The organism is Micromonospora sicca, assembly GCF_003172935.1.
Lineage (GTDB): Bacteria > Actinomycetota > Actinomycetes > Mycobacteriales > Micromonosporaceae > Micromonospora > Micromonospora sicca.
The window spans coordinates 1-24,316 of sequence record NZ_QGKS01000239.1 but is presented as its reverse complement, the minus strand read 5'-3'; the positions used below and the strand labels follow the sequence as shown (position 1 = coordinate 24,316).

At 71.8% G+C, this 24,316-nt stretch carries 26 protein-coding genes and 2 pseudogenes; 18 read left to right on the top strand and 10 right to left on the bottom strand.

Annotated features, from left to right (window positions below; translation table 11 throughout):
• Window positions 1–172 precede the first annotated feature (172 nt).
• Complete coding sequence (locus DKT69_RS17050; protein WP_146231117.1) at window positions 173–1,825, top strand: tyrosine-protein kinase domain-containing protein; 1,653 nt, start codon at window positions 173–175, stop codon at window positions 1,823–1,825.
• 88 nt (window positions 1,826–1,913) lie between these two features.
• On the opposite strand, the gene DKT69_RS17045 is transcribed toward DKT69_RS17050, so the two are convergent.
• Complete coding sequence (locus DKT69_RS17045) at window positions 1,914–2,480, bottom strand: arsenate reductase/protein-tyrosine-phosphatase family protein (RefSeq protein WP_161557864.1); 567 nt, start codon at window positions 2,478–2,480, stop codon at window positions 1,914–1,916.
• A gap of 919 nt (window positions 2,481–3,399) precedes the next feature.
• Here DKT69_RS17045 and ffh point away from each other — a divergent pair.
• Window positions 3,400–4,956, top strand: a complete 1,557-nt coding sequence (ffh, locus tag DKT69_RS17040) for a signal recognition particle protein (protein WP_109802521.1) — start codon at window positions 3,400–3,402, stop codon at window positions 4,954–4,956.
• A gap of 122 nt (window positions 4,957–5,078) precedes the next feature.
• Here ffh and DKT69_RS17035 read toward each other — a convergent pair whose 3' ends face one another.
• Complete coding sequence (locus DKT69_RS17035) at window positions 5,079–5,267, bottom strand: hypothetical protein (RefSeq protein WP_109802520.1); 189 nt, start codon at window positions 5,265–5,267, stop codon at window positions 5,079–5,081.
• A 223-nt stretch (window positions 5,268–5,490) separates the two neighbouring features.
• Between DKT69_RS17035 and DKT69_RS39880 the strand changes: the two genes are divergently transcribed.
• Window positions 5,491–5,661, top strand: a complete 171-nt coding sequence (locus tag DKT69_RS39880; protein ID WP_236647974.1) for a hypothetical protein — start codon at window positions 5,491–5,493, stop codon at window positions 5,659–5,661.
• 92 nt (window positions 5,662–5,753) lie between these two features.
• Window positions 5,754–6,833 (top strand): amidohydrolase family protein, encoded by a 1,080-nt coding sequence (locus tag DKT69_RS17025; protein ID WP_109802519.1) that lies wholly within the window; start codon window positions 5,754–5,756, stop codon window positions 6,831–6,833.
• Here DKT69_RS17025 and DKT69_RS17020 read toward each other — a convergent pair.
• From DKT69_RS17020 to DKT69_RS37795, 4 genes are all read right to left on the bottom strand, one after another.
• Window positions 6,823–7,425 (bottom strand): TetR/AcrR family transcriptional regulator, encoded by a 603-nt coding sequence (locus DKT69_RS17020; RefSeq protein ID WP_109802518.1) that lies wholly within the window; start codon window positions 7,423–7,425, stop codon window positions 6,823–6,825. The two genes, DKT69_RS17025 and DKT69_RS17020, sit on opposite strands and share 11 nt — an antisense overlap.
• A gap of 70 nt (window positions 7,426–7,495) precedes the next feature.
• On the bottom strand, window positions 7,496–8,755 hold the full coding sequence (locus DKT69_RS17015; RefSeq protein ID WP_201749707.1) for an RNA-guided endonuclease TnpB family protein: 1,260 nt from the start codon (window positions 8,753–8,755) through the stop codon (window positions 7,496–7,498).
• 152 nt (window positions 8,756–8,907) lie between these two features.
• Entirely contained in the window at window positions 8,908–9,525 is a 618-nt protein-coding gene (locus tag DKT69_RS17010; protein ID WP_109802516.1) for an IS607 family transposase, read from the bottom strand.
• Window positions 9,471–9,806 carry a hypothetical protein gene (locus DKT69_RS37795; protein ID WP_146231116.1) on the bottom strand — a complete coding sequence of 112 codons (336 nt, stop codon included), beginning with the start codon at window positions 9,804–9,806 and terminating at the stop codon, window positions 9,471–9,473. Before DKT69_RS37795 ends, DKT69_RS17010 begins: the two co-directional genes overlap by 55 nt.
• 167 nt (window positions 9,807–9,973) lie before the next feature.
• Here DKT69_RS37795 and proS point away from each other — a divergent pair, with 167 nt between their 5' ends.
• From proS to DKT69_RS16950, 12 genes and pseudogenes are all read left to right on the top strand, one after another.
• Window positions 9,974–11,380, top strand: a complete 1,407-nt coding sequence (gene proS / locus DKT69_RS17005; protein ID WP_109802515.1) for a proline--tRNA ligase — start codon at window positions 9,974–9,976, stop codon at window positions 11,378–11,380.
• A 49-nt stretch (window positions 11,381–11,429) separates the two neighbouring features.
• Window positions 11,430–12,050 carry a ribonuclease FAU-1 family protein gene (locus tag DKT69_RS17000; protein ID WP_109802551.1) on the top strand — a complete coding sequence of 207 codons (621 nt, stop codon included), beginning with the start codon at window positions 11,430–11,432 and terminating at the stop codon, window positions 12,048–12,050.
• Window positions 12,051–12,289: 239 nt separating this feature from the next.
• Window positions 12,290–12,814, top strand: coding sequence for a 30S ribosomal protein S16 (gene rpsP / locus DKT69_RS16995; protein ID WP_109802514.1), 525 nt, complete (start codon window positions 12,290–12,292; stop codon window positions 12,812–12,814).
• Complete coding sequence (locus DKT69_RS16990) at window positions 12,789–13,049, top strand: RNA-binding protein (protein ID WP_030500803.1); 261 nt, start codon at window positions 12,789–12,791, stop codon at window positions 13,047–13,049. The genes rpsP and DKT69_RS16990 overlap by 26 nt, the downstream gene beginning before the upstream one ends.
• The gene (rimM, locus tag DKT69_RS16985) at window positions 13,049–13,606 is read left to right on the top strand and encodes a ribosome maturation factor RimM (RefSeq protein WP_109802513.1); all 558 of its coding nucleotides are present in this window, start codon (window positions 13,049–13,051) and stop codon (window positions 13,604–13,606) included. Before DKT69_RS16990 ends, rimM begins: the two co-directional genes overlap by 1 nt.
• An 18-nt stretch (window positions 13,607–13,624) precedes the next feature.
• Entirely contained in the window at window positions 13,625–14,413 is a 789-nt protein-coding gene (trmD, locus tag DKT69_RS16980) for a tRNA (guanosine(37)-N1)-methyltransferase TrmD (RefSeq protein ID WP_109802512.1), read from the top strand.
• Window positions 14,414–14,556: 143 nt separating this feature from the next.
• Window positions 14,557–14,916 carry a 50S ribosomal protein L19 gene (rplS, locus tag DKT69_RS16975; RefSeq protein WP_109802511.1) on the top strand — a complete coding sequence of 120 codons (360 nt, stop codon included), beginning with the start codon at window positions 14,557–14,559 and terminating at the stop codon, window positions 14,914–14,916.
• A 193-nt stretch (window positions 14,917–15,109) separates the two neighbouring features.
• A pseudogene (gene lepB, locus DKT69_RS16970) lies at window positions 15,110–15,978 on the top strand (signal peptidase I).
• Between the two features lie 9 nt (window positions 15,979–15,987).
• Window positions 15,988–16,611 carry a signal peptidase I gene (lepB, locus tag DKT69_RS16965; RefSeq protein WP_109802509.1) on the top strand — a complete coding sequence of 208 codons (624 nt, stop codon included), beginning with the start codon at window positions 15,988–15,990 and terminating at the stop codon, window positions 16,609–16,611.
• 48 nt (window positions 16,612–16,659) lie between these two features.
• Window positions 16,660–17,145, top strand: coding sequence for an NUDIX hydrolase (locus DKT69_RS16960; protein ID WP_109802508.1), 486 nt, complete (start codon window positions 16,660–16,662; stop codon window positions 17,143–17,145).
• Window positions 17,139–17,951, top strand: coding sequence for a ribonuclease HII (locus DKT69_RS16955; protein ID WP_109802507.1), 813 nt, complete (start codon window positions 17,139–17,141; stop codon window positions 17,949–17,951). The genes DKT69_RS16960 and DKT69_RS16955 overlap by 7 nt, the downstream gene beginning before the upstream one ends.
• Window positions 17,948–18,271 carry a DUF2469 domain-containing protein gene (locus DKT69_RS16950; protein ID WP_007075222.1) on the top strand — a complete coding sequence of 108 codons (324 nt, stop codon included), beginning with the start codon at window positions 17,948–17,950 and terminating at the stop codon, window positions 18,269–18,271. The genes DKT69_RS16955 and DKT69_RS16950 overlap by 4 nt, the downstream gene beginning before the upstream one ends.
• Before the next feature lie 57 nt (window positions 18,272–18,328).
• Here DKT69_RS16950 and DKT69_RS16945 read toward each other — a convergent pair whose 3' ends face one another.
• Both DKT69_RS16945 and DKT69_RS16940 read right to left on the bottom strand, forming a co-directional pair.
• On the bottom strand, window positions 18,329–19,435 hold the full coding sequence (locus DKT69_RS16945; RefSeq protein ID WP_109802506.1) for a sulfite oxidase: 1,107 nt from the start codon (window positions 19,433–19,435) through the stop codon (window positions 18,329–18,331).
• 34 nt (window positions 19,436–19,469) lie between these two features.
• Entirely contained in the window at window positions 19,470–20,120 is a 651-nt protein-coding gene (locus DKT69_RS16940) for a methyltransferase domain-containing protein (protein ID WP_109802505.1), read from the bottom strand.
• A 161-nt stretch (window positions 20,121–20,281) separates the two neighbouring features.
• Between DKT69_RS16940 and DKT69_RS16935 the strand changes: the two are divergent.
• Window positions 20,282–20,872, top strand: a pseudogene (locus DKT69_RS16935) (M23 family metallopeptidase); the annotation flags it as partial.
• On the opposite strand, the gene DKT69_RS16930 reads toward DKT69_RS16935, so the two are convergent.
• Both DKT69_RS16930 and DKT69_RS16925 read right to left on the bottom strand, forming a co-directional pair.
• Window positions 20,870–22,051: an aminotransferase class V-fold PLP-dependent enzyme gene (locus tag DKT69_RS16930; protein WP_109802504.1), complete on the bottom strand. Its 1,182-nt coding sequence runs from the start codon at window positions 22,049–22,051 to the stop codon at window positions 20,870–20,872. The pseudogene DKT69_RS16935 and the gene DKT69_RS16930 sit on opposite strands and share 3 nt — an antisense overlap.
• An 88-nt stretch (window positions 22,052–22,139) precedes the next feature.
• The gene (locus DKT69_RS16925; protein WP_109802550.1) at window positions 22,140–23,081 is read right to left on the bottom strand and encodes a tyrosine recombinase XerC; all 942 of its coding nucleotides are present in this window, start codon (window positions 23,079–23,081) and stop codon (window positions 22,140–22,142) included.
• Between the two features lie 784 nt (window positions 23,082–23,865).
• Between DKT69_RS16925 and DKT69_RS16920 the strand changes: the two genes are divergently transcribed.
• Window positions 23,866–24,207, top strand: a complete 342-nt coding sequence (locus tag DKT69_RS16920) for a hypothetical protein (protein WP_109802503.1) — start codon at window positions 23,866–23,868, stop codon at window positions 24,205–24,207.
• Window positions 24,208–24,316 lie beyond the last annotated feature (109 nt).

The following is a 24,316-nucleotide window of genomic DNA, read 5'->3' as shown; positions in this document are numbered from 1 at the left end:
TCATCGCCCTTCCAGACACAGGATCTGATCGCGTGGCCGCAGCCAAGCTGACACGCCACCAAAGCATTCGGGAGGCGATCTGTCAAGACCGGATTCTGCCCGATTGCCCCGAGTGTCGCCGGTCTGCGAGATCTTGTTACGAGATGGAAGCGCCGGCGCGCCAACGGCGATTTTGATCATCGTCATCCGTCTGCCTGCCGAATCCGACGACGTTGCTAAACTGGCGACGATCGCGGCGACCAAACGAGACGTTCGGAGCATTATGGACATCACGCAGTACCTGCGTGCGCTGCGGGCGCACTGGTTTCTTGTGGTGCTCGTGACCGCAGTGGGCGGCGCGGCCGCTGGTGTGTATTCATGGGTTCAAACCCCGATGTACCAGGCGGATGTGCAACTGTTCGTCTCGATCAGCAGCACCGACGCGGGTGCGGCGGACCTCAACCAGGGCGGCACGTTCGCTCAGCAACGGGTGAAGTCATACGTCGACATCGTGGACAGCCCGACCGTGACGAACGAAGTCATCCAATCCCTCCAGCTTCCCTACACCGCCGACGAACTTGCCGAAGAGATCACCGCGCAATCTCCGCTGAATACTGTTCTGCTGGACATCTCCGTGATCGACCCGTCACCCCAGCTGGCCCGGGACATCGCCAATGCCGTCGCGAGTCAGGTGTCCAAGTTCATCGCCGACATCGAGACCCCGACGGGTGGCAAAGCGTCGCCGGTCAAGGCGACCATCACCAAGAGCGCCTCGTTGCCGGCAGCGCCCGTCTCGCCGAGGACCAGTCTCAACCTGGCACTGGGGATTCTGGTCGGCCTGGCGGCCGGGGCGGGGCTCGCGGTCCTGCGTCATACGTTGGACAAGACAATCCGTAGCCGGCGAGAGGCCGCCGAGGTAGCGGACGCGGCTGTCGTGGGTGAGTTCGCGGACGACCCGAAGACGAAGAAGCGTCCGCTGATCATTGACGACCCGACCGGACGGCGGGCCGAGGAGTACCGCCGGTTGCGGACCAATATCCGCTTCCTCTCGATCGACGAGCGGATCGGCAGCCTTGTGGTCACCGGCTCGGTCGAGGACGAGGGCAAGTCGACCGTCGCCGCGAACATCGCTATCGCGCTCGCCCAATCCGGCGAGACGGTCGTCCTCATCGACGGCGACCTCCGCAAACCGATGATTGCCACACTCTTCGGCCTGTCAAGTGGCATCGGCCTCACCAGCGTGCTCGTCGGCGACGTGCAGATCGAGGCCGCGATGCAGCACTGGCGGCGCGACCTGCCGCTCTATGTGGTGGCCTCCGGTCCGACCCCGCCCAACCCCAGCGAACTACTCGGCACGCGCCGCCTCGCCGACCTGGTCGCGGGCCTGGTGGCGAACGGCATGACTGTGATCTTCGATTCGCCCCCGCTGCTGCCGGTGGTCGATGCTGCGGTGCTGGCGCGGGCAACCGACGGCGCACTCGTGGTGACCCGGGTCGGCTCGACCAAGACCGACCAGCTCGAGACTTCGATTCAGGCCCTTCGGCAGGTCGACGCCCGCATCCTCGGCGTAGTGGCAAACGGGGTCAAGCGGAAAAAGAAGCGCGGCTACGACGGCTACTACACCGACCAGCACAGCGGCTGGACGGGGGCTGCGGCGGCCAAGGCTGCCCAGGCCGTGATGGCGCCGCCCGATACCGATCGTGCGCCGGCGGCCACGGTGGCACCCCCACAGGGTCGAGCGACCCCCCCACCGCCGGCCCGGGGGCACCAGCAACGCCCGGCGGGCGGCAGGCACATCGACGAGACGCAGCACATTTCGGTCAGGGAGCTGCGAGACCGGACCTGACGGATCAGAGAACCGCGAGGATGGATCTTGGTGATCGGAGACCCTCGGCCACCAGCCCGTACCTGTGCCGCAGCCGATTGTTTGCGGGCTATAGCACGTCGAGGATTGACTCGATCGCTTCTTCGATCTGGGCTGCCGCTACGCGGTAGTGCTGCTTCGGGCGGCCCATCGGGTCGGCGATGTCGAACTGCTCTGGGGGTGGTGGGCTGAGGTAACCGCGACGTTTCGTCACTACCCAGGCCAGCCTCGCGACGCGGTCAAGCGGATAGCGGCCGGGCACCTCGCCCGGCTTCAGTCCGGACGCCAGCCATGCAAGCTCCCGCCAGGTGAAGGTGTGGCGGATCGCGGATGGCACCTGAGAGATGATCTCGTCGCGATGTTGGCGGGTCGCGGTGAGCACGAGATGTGCCCGCTCGACCGCCTTCAGGTCGAGCAGTTGCGACACGAAGTTGTCGTGCCGGGCCGCACGGCGCTCGAGTTCGGCGACGGCCATTCGCTGCATGGGGCTGCCGGCTGGTCCGCGGGTGCCCGCACTGGTCACGTAGATGGCGTCGGCCGCGGCGCCGAAGCGGCGCCTCAGCCCCAGCTCCATCAGCCGCTCGGCGATGGGGGAGCGAGCCTGGTTGCCCGTGCATACATGCAGGATGCCCCCCAATTGATGATCTTCTCCCATCGTGCCAACGAGTACGAAGAAGGATACCGGCCGCGGCTGGCGGGCTCCGCAGGCGCGTTGAGTAGACGCGCTTAACACGACAGGAAAGTTGCCGCTATCTATTGGTAATAAACCCGACTCTCACATTGCGGGACGCGTTTCGCATTCGCCTTTTGGGTGGACAGCCGATCCGCTCAGGGTGGACGGGCGGTTGGCCGAACAGGTGGCTGTGCCAGCCGTTTCGCGGCTAGCGCCCTGCTTCGCTGTCCGAGATATGCTCTCCGTGCCGCCGTGAAGGACTCTCGAATATGGCGTAACGAGTCAATTGCCGGCGGCGCTAAGCACTATGGCGCGGGGCACCCGTTCGCGCGGCCTGAAATGCCATTTCGTGGGGGACTAACTTTGAAGTCGGGGCAGCAGGAGACGTCGATGCCGGCGGTGGTGCGCCGCCCCACCGAGCAGCAAGACGCTGTGGCCTAGGCGGAGACAGTCGACCTGCAGGTGGCGGCCAGCCATAGTTGAGGGGACGCCAGCCAGCCTCCGCTGGATGTGGCAGTTGGACGACCGGTGGTCGGCTACGTCCGGGCCTGGATGCTCGTGCTCCCCGTCGACCTCGTCGCGCTGCTCGCTCCCGTACCGTTCAATCCGGGTCAATGGCGTGGCCTGACGGTCCTGGCGCTGCTGGTCGTCGCCCTGCTCGCTTCGAGCGGTCTCTACCGATCTCGGTGGCGGACGACAGCCGCGTCGGGACGGTGGGGCGTTTCCTGCGCCGCACGGTCCGCTTTGGCACGGTCGCGAGCGGGGCGCGGTCGGGTCGGCGGGAAGCAGTGGCGAGGTGGGACGGTTACCCTTGCGGGTGGCTGGCCTTGTGCGTGCTGGCCGAGTTCGTACCCGCCGAAACACTGACAAACGGGATGTTCGCGTGTTTGACACCTTGAGTGACCGCCTGTCCGGGATTTTCACCAAGCTCCGCGGCAAGGGTCGGCTCACCGACGCCGACATCGACGCCACCGCGCGCGAGATCCGCATGGCGCTGCTGGAGGCCGACGTCGCCCTGCCGGTGGTCAAGGGCTTCATCGCGAACGTCAAGGAGCGCGCGCGGGGGGCCGAGGTCTCCCAGGCGCTCAATCCGGCGCAGATGATCATCAAGATCGTCAACGAGGAGCTGATCAACGTCCTCGGCGGCGAGGGGCGGCGGCTGCAGTTCGCCAAGCACCCGCCGACCGTGATCATGCTGGCCGGTCTCCAGGGTTCCGGTAAGACCACCCTTGCCGGCAAGCTGGCCCGCTGGCTCAAGGCCCAGGGCCACCAGCCGCTGCTGGTCGCCGCCGACCTCCAGCGCCCCAACGCCGTCGGGCAGCTCCAGGTGCTCGGTGGCCGGGCCGGCGTCGAGGTGTACGCCCCGGAGCCCGGCAACGGCGTCGGCGACCCGGTCCAGGTGGCCAGGGACTCCATCGAGCACGCCAAGCGGGCCGCCCGGGACGTCGTCATCGTCGACACCGCCGGCCGCCTCGGTATCGACGCCGAGATGATGCAGCAGGCCGCCGACATCCGCGACGTGGTCGACCCGGACGAGGTCATCTTCGTCGTCGACGCGATGGTCGGCCAGGACGCCGTCCGCACCGCCGAGGCGTTCCGCGACGGCGTCGGCATCACCGGTGTGGTGCTCTCTAAGCTCGACGGCGACGCCCGCGGTGGCGCGGCGCTCTCCGTCCGGGAAATCACCGGGCAGCCGATCCTCTTCGCCTCGACCGGCGAGAAGCTGGAGGACTTCGACGTCTTCCACCCCGACCGGATGGCCAGCCGGATCCTCGGCATGGGCGACGTCCTCACTCTGATCGAGCAGGCCGAGCAGGCCTTCGACGCCGATCAGAAGGAGAAGATGACCGCCAAGCTGATGGGCGGCGAGCAGTTCACCCTGGAGGACTTCCTCGACCAGCTCATCGCGGTCCGCCGGATGGGCCCGATCGCCAACGTGCTGGCCATGATGCCCGGCATGGGGCAGATGAAGGACCAGCTCGCCGACCTGGACGACAAGCACTTCGACCGGGTCACCGCGATCATCCGGTCGATGACCCCGGGCGAGCGCACCAACCCGAAGATCATCAACGGGTCCCGCCGGGCCCGCATCGCCAGCGGCTCCGGGGTTGCCGTGATGGACGTCAACCAGCTGCTCAACCGCTTCGCCGACGCGCAGAAGATGATGAAGCAGATGGGCGGCATGATGGGCCTGCCCGGCGGTGGTCGGCGCAAGGCGACCAAGTCGCCGAAGAACAAGCGCAAGGGCACCAAGGGCGGCGGTCGGCCGCGTACCGGGGCGGGCGCCGGGCTGCCGGGCGGCTTCCCGGGCGGCATGCCGCAGCTCCCGCCGGGGCTGGACCCGGGTGACCTGGCCGGCGGCCAGGGCCTGCCCCCGGGCTTCAAGCTCCCGAAGATCGACTTCAACAAGCTCGGCAAGGGCGACAACCGCCCCCGCTGACCCCGCGTCACCGACGCATGCCGGCCGCCAGGCAAGTTGGCGGAACGTGCCGCCCAGCTTTCGACGAGGTAGCGCCGGTCGACTGACCCATCAAGTGAAGGGGCCCCGGTTGGGGCCCCTTCTCAATCTTCCGCCACGTCGGGCCTGTGCTGCCGAATCCACTTTTCAACGTCGGACTTCCGCCACACCTTTCCCATCGCCAACACGGCGATTGGCTCGGGGAAGTTGCGTTGATTGGCGATCACGGAGGCGCGCTGTCGGGATACGCCACCGAGCATTTCCCGAATCTCCGACACGCCTACAAGCTCCACGGGTTGACGATGACAGCAGCTTGTCCTCACGACAGCGACAACTGCGCAGACTGTTGACGAAGACAACAGGCGGCGTCATCATGAGCAGATGACCCCGCCTAATGCCTCACCCGGCCATGAGCAGCCGCTGCAGACCTTCCACCGGGTGCACCAACACTTACCCAGGCGGCCCCTGTGGCTCTGCCGGGTGTGCTCCGCCGCCTGGCCGTGCCCTACGGCACGGATGCTGCTCCGGGTCGAATACGAGGGGAACGCGGTAGCGCTGTCGGTCTACCTGGCCGGGCAGTTGTTCGACGCCACCGCGGATTTGATCAAGCTAAACCCGAGCCCTGCCCCGTCTCCGGCGGATCTGTTCGACAGGTTCCTGGCCTGGGCGGCACAGCGGCCTACTTGAGGGGGTTCACGGTGGGGGCCAGTCGTTCGCTGACCGTGCGGCGGGCCGGGCTGCTCGCGCGCGGCGGGGGGTGATCAGGTAGGACTGTGCACATGGCTCTGCATGTGCGCGGTGTGCTGCTGCCGGACGACGAGGTCCGGGACATCTGGCTGGACGGCGACCGGGTGACCTTCGATCCGGTGCCCGGGGCGGAGACGATCGCCGACGGCGGCTTCGTGCTGCCGGGGTTGACCGACGCGCACTGCCACATCGGCATCGCCCGGGGCGGTGCCCCGATCACCTCCCTGGACCAGGCCCGTGAGCTGGCCCGTACCGACCGGGACGCCGGCGTGCTGGCCATCCGCGACGCCGGCTCGCCGTACCCGTACCCAGAGCTGGACGACGAGCCGGAGCTGCCGCGACTGGCCCGCGCCGGCCAGCACGTCGCCCCGCCCAGGCGCTACCTGCGCGACATCGGCGTGGAGGTGGGCGCGGCGGAGGTGGCCGCGACGGTGGCCGAGCAGGCCGCCGCCGGCAACGGCTGGGTCAAGCTGGTCGGGGACTGGATCGACCGCGGCGTCGGCGACCTCGCGCCGGCCTGGGACGCGGACACCATGACCGCGGCCGTCGCGGCCGCGCACGCCGCCGGGGTGCGGGCCGCGGTGCACACCTTCTCCGAGTCGGCCGTGGAGATCATGGTGCGGGCCGGGGTGGACTCGGTGGAGCACGGCACCGGGCTCAGCCCCGACCTGATCGACCTGATGGCCCGGCAGGGCACCGCACTGGTCCCCACGATGATCAACATTGCGACCTTCGGCGGCATCGCCGACCAGGCCCGCGCCAGGTTCCCCGGGTACGCCGACCACATGGTCGCCCTGCGCGACCGCTTCCCCGAGGTGGTCCGGGCCGCGTACGAGGCGGGCGTGCCGATCTACGTCGGCACCGACGCGGGCGGCGGGATCGACCACGGGCTGGCCGCCGAGGAGATGCTGCTGCTGCACGAGCGGGCCGGCATGTCCGCGCTGGACGTGCTCGCCGCCGCCTCCTGGGGCGCCCGCGCCTGGCTGGGCTTCCCCGGCCTGGTCGAGGGCGGCCTCGCCGACCTGGTCGTCTACCCCGAGGACCCGCGCCGCGACCTCCGCGTGGTCCGCACCCCGTCCCGCGTCGTCCTCCGCGGCCGCCTCATCCGCTGACCCGCCCCGGGTTCAGGAAGAGGTGCAGGGCCAACTCGGCCAGGGCGCGGGCGGTCTGCTCGGGCGGGGCCTGGGGGAGCACGATGTGGCTCACCACCAGGCGGACGATCGTGTCGGCGGCGAACGCCAGCCCGGCCGGATCGGCCCCCGGAAGGTGGACGCTCGCCCACTCCAGCAGCGCCCCGGTCGCCTCGGCCAGCACCAGCTCGGAGCGGGTGGTCAGGTAGGGCAGCAGCTCGTCCGAGCCGCCCCGCGCGCTGGTCAGGATCGCCTTGATCAGCGGGTTCCCGGCCGCCTCGGTGAGGGTGTGCGCGATAGCCGCGTACGCGCCGGCCCGGACGTCGGCGCCGTGCTCCGCGAGCGCCGCGCGGACCGCCGATACGAACCGGTCGACCTCCCGCCGGGCCAGCGCCTCGGCCAGCCCCGCCTTGGTGCCGAACTCGTTGTAGACGGTCTGCCGGCTCACCCCGGCCGCCCGCGCCACCCCACCCATCCGTACGCCGTCCCAGCCGCTCGCGACGGTCTGTGCGCGGGCGGCGTCGACGATGCTGTCCCGCAGGCGTTGGCGGGCCGAGTCCCGGGGTTCGTCCATGGTTGCCCGGAAGTCTACGGGCGGCGGGACGGCTCAGCTCACCACGAGGTGGTACTGCGCCTGCTTCCTACTACTTGCTCATAGTTGAGCGGTTCGGATGATTCGCTCTCCGCTCAGCTGTTGCCGGGCTGGAGTCCTGGACCGGCAGTCTGGTCCGGTGGCGATCTGTCCGGTCCTGCAGGATCTGCTTCACCACGTGGTGTGGGGTGTGCAGGGCGATGTCGGGGTCGCCGGCTCGGTGCAGGATGTTGATCGCGGCGTTCACGTCGGCCTGCCACACCACCCCGCATCGGGTGCAGTGAAACCGGTCCCCGCTGCGTCGGCTGAACCGGCCGCATTGGTGACAGGTTTGTGAGGTGTAGGCGGCGTTGACGGGCACGAGCGCAGAACCTCTACGCTCCGACACGCTTTTCAGGGCCTCGGCGGTGACTCCTTTGGTCCATGCGGCGAGACGCCGGTTGATGTTCTTGCCCAGCGTTTTGCGCCCGGCGAAGCGTTTGGTGAGGTCTTCGGCGATCACGGTGGCGGCCTTGTCCACGACCTCGTGCACGGCGGTGAAGATCTCCGTACGCACCCGCGCCCGATGTCGGGCGGCCTGCCGGTCCCGCTTGATCGTGCCGAGGTTGTTGGCCTTGATCCGGTGCGCTTTCGCGTAGTCGCCACGGAGCGCGGCGTTGTTGGCGATTGAGCGTAGCTTCGCCCGACGGCGGTTTCGTTCCTTCAACCGGTCCGACTCGCGGGTGAGCAGGTCGCCGAGCTGTTCACCGTGGGGCTGGCCGTCGGAGTCGGTGAGGGCTTCGGTGTAGCCCTTGTCCACGCCGATCGTCGCCTCGCCGCATGGTCGCTGTGATGAGCGCATCTGCGACGCGTCGATCTGGTAGTGGACCTGGACTCGGCCGCCGCGCAGGATCAGGCGCAGCGTCCCGGTCGGGGCGACGGTCGTGGACGGCGGGATTTTGACCATCTTGCGGGGTTCGAGGCCGGGAATTGCCAGCCACAGCCGGCCTCGCCCGTCAACGAGGGCGTTGTAGTTGTCGGCGCGTACCACGATCTGATCGTGCGTGCGGTTGTGGCCACGCTTCCAGTGCTTGCGCATCTGCCGAGACAGGAACGGATCGTCAGCCCATTGGTCGGCCTTCAGCGCGGTGAACAGTCGCTTGCGCTCGGCCGGATCGCTCGTGCGTCGGATGATCGCCCGCCTGACGTCGACCTTGGCCGCCTCCAGGTTCGCGGCGATGTCGGCCATGACGTCGCGGACGGTTTCCTTCCACGCATTCGCCAACACGGCGAACTGCACGTGCCTGCCGTCAGCCAGCCACCGGTCGCGCACCTGCCGGTCCCGCAGTCCGGCCCCGACACCGTTGATCGAGCCATACCGCTGCCACACCTCGCTGCGCACCCAACCCAACCGGCGGGCCTGCTCCACCAGGGCGGCGTACTTTCCTGGGTTCATCCGTGCCGAGTAGGCGATGCGGGTGACCTTCACCGGTCATCCCCCACGGTTAGGTCCGCCCCTTTGAGTTCCTTCTCGTAGCGGCGCAGACCGTACAGGCGGCATGAGAAGGTGTGCACGATGGCCAACAAGTCCTCCACTAGTTCCTGCTGTGGGGACAGTGACTCGTGATTGGCGACGACGATCTCGCAGCCGCCACGTGCCGCCACGTGCTCCAGGAAGTCGAAGCCGAACCGGGCCAGCCTGTCCTTGTGCGCCACCACCAGCGTGCCAACCTCCCCCCGGTCGACCGCGTCCATTAACGCCAGGAACTTCTTACGGCGCAGGTTCATCCCGCCGCCGACCTCGCTGATCCACTCGTCCACGGCCAGACCGCGAGCAAGGCAGAACTGCTGCATCGCCGCCACCTGCGAGGCCAGGTCGGCCTTCTGACCCGGCGATGACACCCGGCAGTACACCACGACCTTCCGCCGGTCGGCGTCGAAGCCCGGCTGCAGCACCCGGCGCACATCAGAATCGTCGAAGTACCGCTGCCCCGACGGCAGACGACGGGCCGCGATCGGACCCTCCGCCTCCCACCGGCGCACCGTACTCACCGAGCGGCCCACCCGCTTGGCGAACTCGCCGATCCGATACACGCTACCCACGACAGCCAATTGTGGACAGCTCTAGAAAGGGAAGCAACCGCTAGTCGCTGCTCCACCCAGAAGCCGCCGCCGTCGCTGCCGCCGAAGGCCAGCTCGTGCGCGCCGGGGGCCAGCGGCGGGAGGCATGCCCACAGCCCCCAGACGCTCACCGGGGTCGCGCGGGGCGTCGAGGTGACGCCGTTGCCGAGCGCGCCGCGTACCTCGAACGGGGTCGGCGTGCCGATCGTGGCCAGCGGCAGCGGGACCGCGTCCAACTGGGCGTGCCCGGTCGCCCGGGACACCACCGGGACCTCGCCCGCCTCGGCTGGGAACCGCCACAGGCCGCAAATGCTAGTCAGCGTCGGGTTCGTGCCGCTGCCCCGCCCGCGCCCGGCCGGGGCGCTGCTTCCCGCCAGTCGGGCGTGCCCGAGCGCGGCGGCCCGGCGGACGGCGCATAGGATGTGCGGTCATGGCACGCGTGCTCACTCCCCGTGCGGAGGACTTTCCCCGCTGGTACCAGGACCTGATCGCCAAGGCGAAGCTGGCCGACAACGGCCCGGTCCGGGGGACCATGGTGATCCGACCGGCCGGCTACGCCATCTGGGAGCGGATGCAGGCCGAGATGGACGCCCGGATCAAGGCGGCCGGCGCGGAGAACGCGTACTTCCCGCTCTTCATCCCGGAGAGCTACCTCAAGCGTGAGGCCCAGCACGTCGAGGGCTTCTCGCCGGAGCTGGCCGTGGTCACCCACGGTGGCGGCAAGCAGCTCGCCGAGCCGGTCGTGGTCCGCCCCACCAGCGAGACGGTGATCGGCGAGTTCATGGCCAAGTGGATCGACTCGTACCGGGACCTGCCGCTGCTGCTCAACCAGTGGGCGAACGTGGTCCGCTGGGAGCTGCGGCCGCGGATCTTCCTGCGCACCAGCGAGTTCCTCTGGCAGGAGGGGCACACCGCGCACGCCACGCGGGAGGACGCGCGCGCCTACGCGCGGCGGATCCTGCACGAGGCGTACGAGGACCTGATGGTCAACGTCCTCGGCATCCCGGTGGTGGTCGGGCTGAAGACCGCCCGGGAGCGGTTCGCCGGCGCGACCGCCACCTACACCTGCGAAGGCATGATGGGCGACGGCAAGGCGCTCCAGCTGGGCACCAGCCACGAGCTGGGGCAGAACTTCGCCAAGGCGTTCGACATCAGCTACTCCTCCGCCGAGGGCGGCCGGGAGCACGCCTGGACCACCTCCTGGGGCACGTCGACCCGGATGCTCGGCGGTCTGATCATGGCGCACGGCGACGACAACGGCCTGCGGGTGCCGCCGAAGCTGGCGCCGATCCAGGCGTACGTGATGATCGTCAAGGACGGCGAGGGGGTCGGCGAGGCGGCGGCCAAGCTCCGCGACGGCCTGCGCGACGCCGGCGTCCGGGTCGCGCTCGACGACCGCACGGACACCGCGTTCGGCCGCCGGGCCGTCGACGCCGAGCTGCGCGGCTATCCGGTACGCGTCGAGGTCGGCCCCCGCGACCTGGCCACCGGCAACGCGGTCGTGGTCCGACGTACGGACGGCTCGAAGTCCCCGACGCCGGTGGCCGACGTGGTCGGCGCGGTGCTGGCCGCGCTGGAGGCCGACCAGCGGGCGCTGCACGACCAGGCCCTGGCCCACCGCGAGTCCCGGACCGTCGAGGTGTCGACGCTGGGCGAGGCGATCGAGGCGGCGGCCACCGGCTGGGCCAAGGTGCCGTGGTCGGCGGTCGGCGTCCAGGGCGAGGCCGAGGCGAACGCCCAGGGCGTGACGGTCCGCTGCCTGCTGCGGGCCGACGGCTCGGTGCCGGACTCGGAGGACGAGTCGGACCTGGTCGCCATCCTCGCCCGCGCCTACTGACGTGCGGCCCGGCGACCCCGTCGCCCGGTTCGCGCCGGGTCGGCTGATCATGCACCGGAACGTGCGGCACGGCCGGATCGGTTGGGTCCGGTCGGCCCGGGTGGTCCTGGACGACGACCGGGGCCTGCTGCTCTGGATCGCCCGGGACTCGCCGGTGGCGCACGAGGTCACCGAGGCGGGGCTGGGCATGCGGGCGATGCCGTTCGCCGAGTGGATCACCTCGTCCTACCGCCTGGCCCAGGGCCGGTGGAACGGGCCGCCGGTGCTGAAGTTCCTGCCCACCGGGGCGGCCCACTCGGTCTGGTGGTTCCGGGACGCGCAGGGCCGGTTCAGCAACTGGTACGTCAACCTGGAGGAACCGGGCGTCCGCTGGGACGACGGCCCGGTGGCCGGCGTGGACATGGTCGACCAGGACCTGGACGTGGTGGTCCGGCCGGACCGCAGCTGGGAGTGGAAGGACGAGGAGGAGTTCCTCGAACGCCTCGCCTTCCCCGACGACTACTGGGTGGCCGACGAGAAGGCGGTCCGGGCCGAGGGGGAGCGGGTCATCGCCCTCGCCGAGGCCGGCGCGTTCCCGTTCGACGGGACCTGGTGCGACTTCACCCCACCGGCGGAATGGGGCATACCGGACGAACTGCCACCGGGCTGGGACCGTCCGCCGGTCCGCTGACGGTGTCGTCCGTCACTCGGACACCGGCTCGGGTGACCTGTCCGGGTCCGGTGTGAGAGATCGGCGCCGGATCTGGCAGAATGGGTCGCTGGTATCCGGCGCGCGTCCGGCGCCCTCTAACCCAGGCGCGTCGCCAGTCCACCGAGCAGTCTCCGGCCCAAACCCCACTGTGCCGGTCGGCGCTCACCCATGCACCGCCCGTACCGGGCCGGTGAGATCGCAACAGGAGCGAAACAACTGTGGCCGTAAAGATCCGGCTCCTGCGGATGGGCAAGATCCGCAACCCGCAGTACCGCATCGTCGTCGCCGACTCGCGCACCAAGCGTGACGGTCGCGCGATCGAGTTCGTGGGCGTGTACCAGCCGAAGGAAGACCCTTCGGTGATCGAGGTCAAGTCGGAGCGGGTCCAGTACTGGCTGTCGGTCGGTGCGCAGCCGAGCGAGGCCGTGCAGCGCCTGCTGGAGCTGACCGGTGACTGGCAGAAGTTCAAGGGCCTGCCGGCCCCGCCGCCGCTGAAGGTCGCCGCGGAGCGGGCCGACCGCAAGGCGGCGTACGAGGCCGAGGCGAAGGCCGCCGCCGGCCTGGCTCCGGAGACCCCGGCCAAGCCGGCAAAGAAGGCCGCCAAGGCGGAGGCTCCCAAGGCGGAGGCTCCCAAGGCGGAGGCTCCCAAGGCGGAGGCTCCCAAGGCGGAGGCCGCCCCGGCCGAGGCCGAGGCGCCGAAGGCCGAGGCGCAGACCGGTGCCGAGTCCGGCGAGCAGGCCTGACATGGCACTGCGTCCCGCCCTGGAGCACCTGGTCAAGGGGATCGTCGACCACCCGGACGACGTCCGGGTGCGGATGGTCGATTCCCGTCGGGGCAAGCGGCTCGAGGTCCGCGTGCACCCGGAGGATCTCGGCACGGTGATCGGGCGGTCCGGCCGGACCGCCAAGGCACTGCGCCAGGTGATCGGCTCCATCGGTGGGCGTGGGGTACGCGTCGACATCGTCGACTCGTACTGATGCTTCTCGTCGTCGGCAGGATCGGCAAGCCGCACGGGATCCGCGGTGAGGTCACCGTGGAGGTGCGGACCGATGAGCCCGAAGCACGGTTCACCCCCGGTTCGGTGTTGCGCACCGAGCCGGGGGTGACACCCCCGGCCAATCCGGCGCCGGGTCCCGGTGTGCCGTTCCGCGTGCCCGCCGAGCTGACCATCGAGTCGGCGCGCTGGCACCAGGGCCGGCTGCTGGTGGCCTTCGAGGGCGTCCTGGAGCGGGACGTCGCCGAGGCGCTGCGCGGCACGCTGCTCACGGTGGACAGCGGCGACGTGGCCCCGCCGGCGGACCCGGAGGAGTTCCACGACCACCAGCTCGTCGGCCTCGCCGTGGTCACCCCCGCTGGGGAGCGGCTGGGCGAGGTGGCCGGGATCGACCACGCGCCCGCGTCCGACCTGTTGGTGCTGCGCCGCCCCGAGGGGCGTACCGCGCTGATTCCGTTCGTCAAGGCGATCGTGCCCGAGGTGGACCTCGCCGGCGGTCGCGTCGTCGTTGACCCGCCGGCCGGTCTGCTCGATCTCTAGGCCGCCGGAGCACCCCCAATGCGCGTCGACATCGTGTCGATCTTCCCGGAGTACTTCGCCCCGCTGGACCTGTCGCTGATCGGCAAGGCCCGGGCGAACGGCACGCTGCGGCTGGCCGTACACGACCTGCGGACCTGGACCCACGACGTGCACCGCACGGTGGACGACACCCCCTACGGCGGCGGCCCCGGCATGGTGATGCGGCCGGAGCCGTGGGGTGAGGCGCTGGACGCCCTCGCCCCCGACGAGCTCAACCCGGACGGCCACACGATGCCCCGGCTGCTGGTGCCCTCGCCGGCCGGCGTCCGGTTCACGCAGGCCATGGCGCACGAGCTGGCCGCCGAGTCGCACCTGCTCTTCGCCTGCGGCCGGTACGAGGGCATCGACCAGCGGGTGCTCGACCACGCGGCGACCCGGATGCGGATGACCGAGGTCTCCCTCGGTGACTACGTGCTCTTCGGCGGCGAGGTCGCGGTGCTGGTGATCCTGGAGGCGGTCACCCGGCTGCTGCCCGGGGTGCTCGGCAACGCCGGCTCGCTGGACGAGGAGTCGCACGCCCACGGGCTGCTCGAGGCCCCGATGTACACCAAGCCGGCGACCTGGCGCGGGCACGAGGTGCCGGACGTGCTCCGCTCCGGCGACCACGGGCGGATCGCCCGCTGGCGGCGGGACGAGGCGCTGACCCGGACGGCCGCGCGCCGCCCGGACATGATGGCCGCGCTGCCGCCGGAGAGCCTGGACAAGCGGGACCGGGCGGCGTTGGACCGGGGCGGATTTTCCTCGCCGCCGGGGGATGTGGCAAAGTAGAGGGGTTGCCGCATCCGTCCGCGCCCGCGGACGGCTGCGAGGATCCTCGACCGGGGCCGGCCCGCCGTCCACCACCCGGGGATCAGAATCACCCATCCGCGCACCGACTGACGGTGCGCCGTGAGCCTCACGAGGACACAGCGATGAACATCCTGGACGCCCTTGACGCCCAGTCGAAGCGGGTCGACCTCCCCGACTTCCGTGCCGGTGACACCGTGAAGGTGCACGCGCGGGTCGTCGAGGGCAACCGGTCCCGTGTCCAGATCTTCCAGGGCGTCGTCATCCGCCGCCAGGGTGACGGTCTGCGCGAGACCTTCTCGGTCCGCAAGGTCAGCTTCGGTGTCGGTGTGGAGCGGACGTACCCGATCAACAGCCCGGCGATCGACCGGATCGAGATCGTGACCCGCGGTGACGTGCGTCGCGCCAAGCTCTACTACCTGCGCGAGCTGCGCGGCAAGAAGGCCAAGATCAAGGAGCTGCGCGAGAAGCAGCCGACCAGCTGACTTTCCGCTCGCTACGCCGCCTGAGCTGCGCGGATGTCGTATCGACCAGATCGCATTACCCTGATCGTACGGGCGCAGGAGGGCAGCGACGCCGCAGCGCGTCTCGCGGCGGCACAGCGGTCCACTACCGCCCGTGGGGTCTCACGACGAGGCTCCCGGGCGGTAGTGTCGTTTCTGCGGACCGGAGAGTGGCATGGTGCAGATGCTTGACGAGGACGGCACCGTCGATCCGTGGCGCCGGCGGGCCCGGCGCGCCCGGCGGCAGATGCCCCTCTGGCAGGAGTTGCCGCTGCTCCTGATCGTCGCCTTCTGCCTCGCGGTGCTGATCCGCACCTTCCTGCTCCAGGCGTTCTTCATCCCCTCCGGGTCGATGGAGAACACCCTCCTCATCGGCGACCGGGTGCTGGTCAACAAGGTCGTCTACGACGTCCGGGATCCGGTGCGCGGCGAGGTGGTGGTCTTCCGGGGCACCGACAAGTGGGTCGCCCAGGAGACCCCGGCGCCGCCGGCCGGCTTCGCCGGGAAGGTCGGCCGCACCCTCGGCGACCTGGTCGGGGTCAGCCGCCCCGGGGAGAAGGACTTCATCAAGCGGGTGATCGGGGTGCCCGGCGACAAGGTGTGGTGCTGCGACAAGGGCCGGGTCGTGGTCAACGGCGTGCCGCTGGACGAGCGGGCGTACGTCTCCGAGGATTCGCCGGTCGAGCTGCCGCCCAACCCGAAGGAGTGCCGGTCGCGGCAGTTCACCGAGGTCGTCGTGCCGGCCGGGCAGATCTTCGTGATGGGCGACCACCGGCTGGTCTCCCAGGACGCCCGCTGTCAGGGTCCGGTGCCGATCGACAACGTGGTGGGCCGGGCCTTCATGATCGTCTGGCCCTCCGAGCGGTGGACCTCGCTGCCCGTGCCGGACACCTTCGCCAGCCTGGCCCGGGCGGACGGCGCGCCGGCCCGGCCGGCCCCCGTCGATCCCGACCCGGTGGGCGGTGTCGTGCTGATCCTCCCGGTCACGGCGGCCCTCTCCGTTCTCGCGCGTTCCGGACGGTCCCCACGCGCCCGGCGTCGTAGGCTCCTCCCGTGATTGACGAGCAGACCGAAAAGCCCCGCAGTTCCTTCTGGAAGGAGCTGCCCATTCTCCTGGGCGTGGCGATCCTGGTCGCAGTGCTGGTGCGTGCCTTCGTGCTGCAGACCTTCTTCATCCCCTCCCCGTCCATGGAGAACACTCTCAAGATCGACGATCGGGTGCTGGTCAACAAGCTGGTCTACGATTTCCGGTCGCCGCACCGGGGCGAGGTGGTCGTCTTCAAGGCGCCCACCGAGTGGAGCGGCAACCCGGAGGGCGAGGACTTCATCAAGCGGGTGATCGGGGTCGCCGGCGACCACGTGGTCTGCTGCGACGCCCAGGACCGGCTGGTCATCAACGGCCGGTCGCTGGACGAGCCGTACATCTATCCCGGGAACAAACCGGCCGACCAGGATTTCGACATCACGGTGCCGCAGGGGCGGCTCTGGGTCATGGGTGACCACCGGGAGGCCTCGGGCGACTCGCTGGAGCACTGGCAGCAGTCCGGCCAGGACATCACCGAGGCCACCATCCCCGAGGACCAGGTGGTCGGGCGGGCGTTCACCGTGTTCTGGCCGGTCGACCGGGCGACCTGGCTCACCGTCCCGAAGCAGTTCGACGGGATCCCCAATCCCTGAGCCAGGGAGGCGTGGGCGTTCGTCGGAGCCGTCTGGCAGGCTTGGGCCGTGACCGTCTACACCCCTCGTCGCGCGGCCCGGGTGCTGCTCGTCGACGCGGCCGACCGGGTGCTGCTCTTCGCCGGCACCGATCCGGCCCGACCGAGCCACGCCTACTGGTTCACCCCGGGCGGCGGGCTCGACCCGGGGGAAAGCCCGGCCGACGGCGCCACCCGCGAGCTGGCCGAGGAGACCGGGCTGCGGCTCACCCCGGCCGAGCTGGGCCCGCCGGTGTGGGCCGAGACGGTCGAGTTCCCGTTCGACGGCGTCTGGTACCGGCAGGAGCAGGAGTTCTTCCTGGTCCGCGTCCCGGCCTGGGAGGTGGACACGGCGGGCTTCGACGAGGTCGAGCGGGCCAGCGTCACCGGCCACCGCTGGTGGTCCCTGGACGAGCTGGCCGGGACCGACGAGCGCTACTACCCGGAGGACCTGCCGGCCGTGCTGACCCGGGCGCTCGCCGCCCGACCGGCCGCCCACGGGGGTGCGCCGTGCTGACGCCCCCGCGCACCGTGGTGCGCCGCGACGGTGGCCTCTACGCGCTGGAGCGGGCCCTGCAGCGGCGCGGCTTCCGGCACGTGGCCGGCGCGGACGAGGCCGGGCGGGGCGCCTGCGCCGGGCCCCTCGTCGCAGCCGCCGCGGTGCTGCCCGAGGGGCGGCGCGGCGAGATCGACGGGCTGGCCGACTCCAAGCTGCTCACCCCGGCCAGCCGAGAGCGGATCTACGACGAGGTGGTCGCCCGCGCCCTCGCGTACGCGGTGGTGGTGATCCCCGCCGAGGAGGTCGACGCCCGGGGGCTGCACGTGTGCAACCTGGCCGCGATGCGGCGCGCCCTCGCGTCGCTGACCACCCGCCCCGAGTACGTGCTGACCGACGGCTTCGGCGTCGACGGGCTGGACGTGCCGGGGCTGGCGGTCTGGAAGGGCGACCAGGTGGCGGCCTGCGTGGCGGCGGCGAGCGTGCTGGCCAAGGTCACCCGGGACCGGATCATGGTGGAGCTGGACGACCGGTACCCGAGGTACGGCTTCGCCGAGCACAAGGGCTACATCACGCCGGAGCACACGGCGGCGCTGCGGGAGCACGGGCCGTGCCGGGAGCACCGCTTCTCGTACGTCAACGTGGCCACGATCTCCGGCCGGGACGGGCGCCCACCGCGGTCCCGGCGTCCGGTGGTGGACGGCCCGGACGAGCCGATGGAGCGCTCCGGCGCGTCAGGGAGTACCGTCGGCGTGGCGTTGGGCGAGCAGCCTCGACCCCCGGCGTCGGTGGGGGAAGATGTGGTCATGGAAGGCGGAGTGCGATGAGCGCGGAAGATCTCGAGAAGTACGAGACCGAGATGGAGCTGCAGCTCTACCGGGAGTACCGCGACATAGTCCGCCAGTTCTCCTACGTGGTGGAGACCGAGCGCCGTTTCTACCTGGCCAACCAGGTCGACCTGCACGTGCGTAACTCGGACGGCGAGGTCTACTTCGAGGTCGAGATGCACGACGCCTGGGTGTGGGACATGTACCGTCCTGCCCGCTTCGTCAAGAACGTCCGGGTAATGACGTTCAAGGACGTCAATGTGGAAGAGCTCGAAAAGCCGGACATCTCCCTTCCCGCAGACTCCGGATTCGGCGGCTGACGATCTCCGCTCGCCGCGGCTGACCCGCCCGGCCGGCGGCCCGGCCCACCGCGCCGCTCACCCCGCCAGCACCGCCACCTCGACCCGCTGCACCAGGTTGTTGGCGAAGCCGCCCCGGTTCCACGGCTGCTCCACCGGCTGGCGGCGTCCGGAGGCGTCCGTGGCCCGGGCGCCCAGCACGTACCGCCCCGGCTCCGGGGCCCAGTCGAACTCCCACCGCCGCCAGGCCCACTCCCCGCCGCTCGGCTCGTCCAGCCGGGCCGGCGCCCAGCTCGCCCCGCCGTCGGTGGTCACCTCCACCGCGCTCACCGGCGCGTGTCCCGACCAGGCCCGACCGTCCACCGTGCACGGCCCCGGCCGCAGCACCCGGGTCCGCGACATGAAGTCCGGGAAGCCCGGCGGGCGGACCAGGGCGCGCGGTTCGATCCGGGTCACCGGCACGCCGGGGTCGTCGGCGTCCTTCCGCAGCCGGTACGCCACCGCGTTCTGGTAGCCGTCGAACGGCTCGGTCAGCACCCGGATGCCGCGCAGCCACTTCACGTGCGCCATGCCGTACCAGCCGGGCACGATCAGCCGCAGCGGGGACCCGTGCTGCGGCAGCAGAGCAGCGCCGTTCATCTCGTACGCCAGCAGCACCTCCTCGCGCAACGCGTCCGCGACCGGCAGCGCCCGCCGGTAGTCCTGCTCGACGCCCCGCTCGACGCCGTGGTCCGCACCGGTGAAGACCACGTCCACGGCGTCCGGGGAGAGCCCGGCCTCGCGCAGCAGCGGCGCCAGCGGCGTGCCCGTCCACTCGGCGTTGCCGACCGCCTCCACCAGCCACGGCTGGCTGACCGGCCGCGGGTGCAGTAGCGCCCGGCCGTTGCCGGCGCACTCCAGTGTCACCCGGTGGGTGACCCGGGGCCGGTCCCGCAGCGCGGCCAGGTCGAGGCTCAGCGGCCGGTCCACCGCGCCGTCGACGGTCAGCGTGTGCGCCGCCGGGTCGACGTCCGGGATGTCGTAGTGGATGAGCAGGTAGTGCAGCCCGGCCGGGGTGACGTCGTAGCGCAGCGCCTCCAGCGGGATGCCGTGATTGCGGGCGGCGAGCTGCAGTTCCTCGGCGCTGATCGCCTCGTCCGGACCGGCGATCCGGGACGGCCGGCTGACGTCGTCCACAGTGGTCATCTCTGCTCCCGGCGGTCGGCGGGCGGACGCCCGGTCACGGGTGGGTGAGGCGGACGTGGCCGACGAACTCGAACATCCGCACGCCGCCCGGCAGTGGCCGGGGCCGGCCGGTGAAACGGTGCACGCCCACCCCCACCCCGTCGGCCGGGCTGCTCACCGCCACCGGGGTGAAGCCCTCCTCGGCGAACCAGTCGCAGATGCTGGGCACCAGGTCGGGCTCGCGGCGGTGCCGGGTCCAGAAGACCGTCCCACCGGTGGCGCAGAGGGCGGCGCAGTGCCGGACGGTGGCCCGGATGTCGGCGTCGACGATGTTGCCGAAGATCCCGCAGACCAGCACGAGATCCGCCGGGGCGAGGTCGGCGTAGTGGTCGGTCAGTGCCGCGTCCCCGACCACCACCTGCACCGCCGGCAGGCCGGCCTCCGCCGCGGCCGCCCGGGCCACCTCGGCGTTGCGGGGGTCCAGCTCGACCAGGCGGGCCGTCACGTCGCCCCGCCGGGGATGCGTGGCGAGCACTGGGACCAGGTCCCGCCCCTGACCGGCGCAGAGGCTGACCACCCGGAGCGGGCCGGGCGGGGCCTGGTCGAGCGCCGCGCGGATGTGCAGCCGCAGCTCGGTCAGGCGTCGGAACAGGGCCGAGCCCGGCTGGTCGTAGTCGTCGTGCCAGGCGTACCAGTCCCGCGTCACCGGCTCAGCATAGGCGGTGCGGGTGGCCGGCCGGTGCCGCCCGCATAGCAGATCGACTCCGCCGCCGGCCGTTGTCCACAGCGCGGCCGCCGTCCACAATCGGCGGTGTACCCGGTGGCATCGGGGACCGCCGTCGGGGCAGGCTGCCGGCCGTGCGAACCATGCCCGGGCCGGTCACGGTGGCCCTCCTCATGCTTCCGCTGATCCTCCCGGCGGCGCCGGGACCGGCTGCCGTCCCGGCCGTCGCGGGCCCGGCGTCCCGGGCGGGCGCGCTTCCGGCCGGTCCGTCCCCGGCCGGCTCCTCGGCCGGCTCAGGAGCGCCGCGGTCCGAGCCGCGGTTCCGGTGGCCGCTCGCCGGCACACCGCGGCCGGTGCGCCGGTTCGACCCGCCGCCCCAGCCCTGGCTGCCCGGTCACCGGGGCGTCGACCTGGCCGCCGTCGCGGGCGTCGAGGTCCGTGCGGCCGGCGCGGGGGTGGTGCGCTTCGCCGGTACCGTCGCCGGGCGCCCGGTGGTCACCGTCGGGCACGGCGACGGGCTGCGGACCACCTACGAGCCGGTACGCCCCGGGCTGCCGGCCGGCGCCCGGGTCACCGCCGGTGCGCCGATCGGCACCCTGCTCGCCGGCCACCCCGGCTGTCCCGCCGCGGCATGCCTGCACTGGGGGCTGCGCCGGGGCGACGAATACCTCAACCCCCTCGCCCTGCTCGGCCTGGGCCCCGTCCGGCTGCTGCCGCTGGACGGCGACCGCTCACCGCTGGGCGAGCAGCGCAGGGAGCTGGACGGCCAACCGGTCGTACTCGTCGGGGGTGTTGTAGACCTGGCCGCCCAACCGCAGCCAGCCCCGGTCGTGCCAGGTCATCACCGCCACCTCGGCGGCGAGCCGTTCCGCGATCCGGGTCTGCAGCGCCTTCGCCGCGTCCATCGTGGTGGCGACGCCGCGCGGCAGCGGGATGAGCCGCATGGACACCGTCGGTCCGCCGGGCTCCGGCAGGTCGGCCGGCGCCACCCCGAGGGCGTCCCCGACCACCCGCTGCCCGTACGCGGCCAGCGCGGCGTTGTGCGCGCGTACCCGGTCCAGGCCCAGGCTGCGCAGCGTGAACAGCCCCACCGGCGCGGCCAGCCACGGCGTGTAGTCCAGCGTCGCCTGCCACTCGACCCGGGCGGGAAAGCCGGCCTCCTGCTCCCAGGAGACGACCAGCGGCTCGATCCGCTCCCGCCACGGCTCCGCGACCACCAGCGCGGCGGTCCCGCGCGGCGCGTACGCCCACTTGTGCAGGTTGCCGACCCAGAAGTCGGCGCCGATGGAGGCCACGCTGATCGGCAGCATGCCCGGGGCGTGCGCCGCGTCGACCAGCACGGGCACGCCGTGCTCGCGGGCCACCCCCACCACGGCGGCGGCCGGGAAGAGCCGGGCGGTGGCGGACGTGAGCTGGTCGATCACCACCAGCTTCGTCCGTCCGGGGCGCAACCCGGACCGGACGATCTCGACGACCTGCTCGTCCCCGGCGGTCAGCGGCACGTGCAGGGTCCGGCGCGTCGCCCCGGTGCGGCGGCATTCCCGGTCGACGGAGAAGCCGACCGCGCCGTACCCGTGGTCGGTGGTCAGCACCTCGTCGCCGGGGCGCAGGCCGAGCGACTGGAGCACCACCGCCACCCCGGTGGTCGCGTTGCCCACCAGCGCGGTGCCGTCCGGGTCGGCCCCCAGGAAGCCGGCCAGGTGTCGGCGGGTGTGCGCGATCCGGTCGACCAGCCCCTGAGTGAAGAAGCGCAGCGGGTTCGCCTCCATCTCGTCGCGCAACCGCTGCTGGGCCCGCTGCACCCCGATCGGGACGGCGCCGAACGAGCCGTGGTTGAGGTGACTGACCGACGCGTCGAGCGAGAAGAGCAGCCGAGCCCCGGGAATCGGCTCGGGCGGCTGCGGGACCGTCATCCGCCGATCGTAGCCCGCCGTCGATCATCAACTCGCCGATCACCGCCCACCCGCGGCCCACCGGCGGCGCCGCCCGTCGGGCCGTCGTTCAGGCGCGCGGGTGCGCCTGCCGATACGCCGCCCGCAGCCGCTCCACCGAGACGTGCGTGTAGATCTGGGTGCTGGCCAGCGAGGAGTGGCCGAGCAGCTCCTGCACCGCGCGCAGGTCCGCGCCGCCCTCCAACAGGTGGGTCGCGGCCGAGTGCCGCAGCCCGTGCGGGCTGGTCCGGGGCAGCCCGGCCCGCTCGGCGTACCCGGCGACGATCCGGCGCGCGGTGGTCGGGTTCAGCCGTCCGCCCCGCGCCCCCAGCAGCAGCGCACCTCCCGCGCCCGGATCGGCCAGGGCAGGCCTGCCCCGGCCCAGCCACGCGTCCAACGCGCGCTGCGCCGGCACCCCGTACGGCACGGCGCGCTCCCGGCCGCCCTTGCCCAGCACCCGGACCACCCGGCGACCGTGGTCGACGTCGGCGACGTCCAGGCCGCACGCCTCGCTGATCCGGATCCCGGTGCCGTAGAGCAGTTCCAGCAGCACCCGGTCCCGCAGCAGCACCGGCTCGTCCTCGCCCGCCGGCGACGGTCCGGCCGCCCCGGCGCCGGCCTCCAGGGATGCGGTGGGCCGGGAGGGGGCGGCCATCAGGGCGGCGGCCTGGTCGGCCCGGAGCACGGTGGGCAGCTCGCGGTGGGCCTTCGGACTGGCCAACGGGGCGGCCACGTCGGCGGGCAGCAGCCCCGACCGGTGGGCCCAGGCGCTGAACGTACGTGCCGACGCGGCGCGACGGGCCAGCGACGTCCGGGCGGCCCCCATCGTCCGCTGCTTCGCCAACCAGCTGCGCAGCACCGTCAGGTCCAGCTCGGCCAGGTCGACACAGCCCATCCGGACGGCATGGTCGAGCAGCGAGACCAGATCGGTGACGTACGCCCGCACGGTGTGCGCGGAGCGGTTGCGCACCCGGGCCAGATGGTCGGCGAAGGCGTCCACGGACTCCCGCATCGCCGGTGGCAGTCCCTCGTGGGCGGCGCGGGTGCCGCGCCCCTGCCCGCTCACCGTCCACTCCGGGCCGGTGCCGACCCGCCGGATCGGGTCCGCACCGGCTCGTCGGCGCCGGTGGGCGCCGCTGCCGGACTCGGCCTGATCCTGCTGTCGGCGGGCACCGGCCCAGCCTACGGTCCTGATCCCGCAACGGCAGAACACCAGTCGGCCGTCCGGCACTGCGTCGACGTCAGTCATGCGCCGCCGTCCGTCGTCGTCGTTCCGCCTCATCCTCGGGCCGCCGATGGGCGCCCGACGCCCGTCGCGCCCCGACGTCGGGCGCCGGGCTCCGTGGCGCACCGGCGCGCGCGCTGCCGTGCGCCTTCCGCCCGGCGCCGGGTGTCTCACGGCCACCGGCACCGTGTCGCGGATCGACGCGCCGTCGGGGGTGGCTGACCGGGCCCTGGACAGGAGAAACTGGTCGTACGAAGAGGACGGTGGGCAGGGCCGCCGAGCGGACATGACAAGGGCCGCGCCGGTGCGGCTGCTGATCCCCAGCGTGCCCCGAGTGAGCCGGCCGCCCGGCCGTGCCGGACTGACTCGGCGGCGGGCCGGGGTGTCAGGGCTTCGGACCGGCGCGGCGGCATCACGGTGTGGGGCTGGCCCTGGGGCCAGCCGGTTGTCGGACGGGGCGCGGGTGTCACGGTGTCGAGCCGGGCGCGTGGCGCGGAAGGGTGATTCGCGAGGCGGAACGGAGCGGCGTCGATCCGGATAGGTGACGCCGACGGGAGGAGGGGGACCGATCGTGGGTGTGGATGCCGTCCTCTATCGGCTGGTCCGAGCCGGGCCCGGTCGGGGTCGTCCGTCGCACATCGCGGCCGGGGTGGTCGCCGATCCCGACGACGTTCTGCTGGACCTGTTGAAGCGGGTGCGGGGCGGGGGTCGTACGCCGTTGCTGGACCGCGTCGATCCGCTCGGCGAGCTGGTGGTCGCCGCCGAGGCGGCGCCACAACTCCTCGCCGAGCTGGGCTGCCTGGCCGAGGTGGCCCGCGCGCCCGCGGAGGTGGACCAGGTCCGCCAGCTCGCGCAGCTCACCCGCCGCTGCCTGACCAGCCGGGAGGTGGAGATCCGCTTCGAGGGCGACTGAGCCGACCGACCCTGCCCCGGTGCGCCGTCCCCCTCCGGCCGGCTGGCGGAGCCATCTCGGCGGCGGGGATGACTCGTCTCGGCGGCGGCGGGCGGAGCCATCTCGGCGG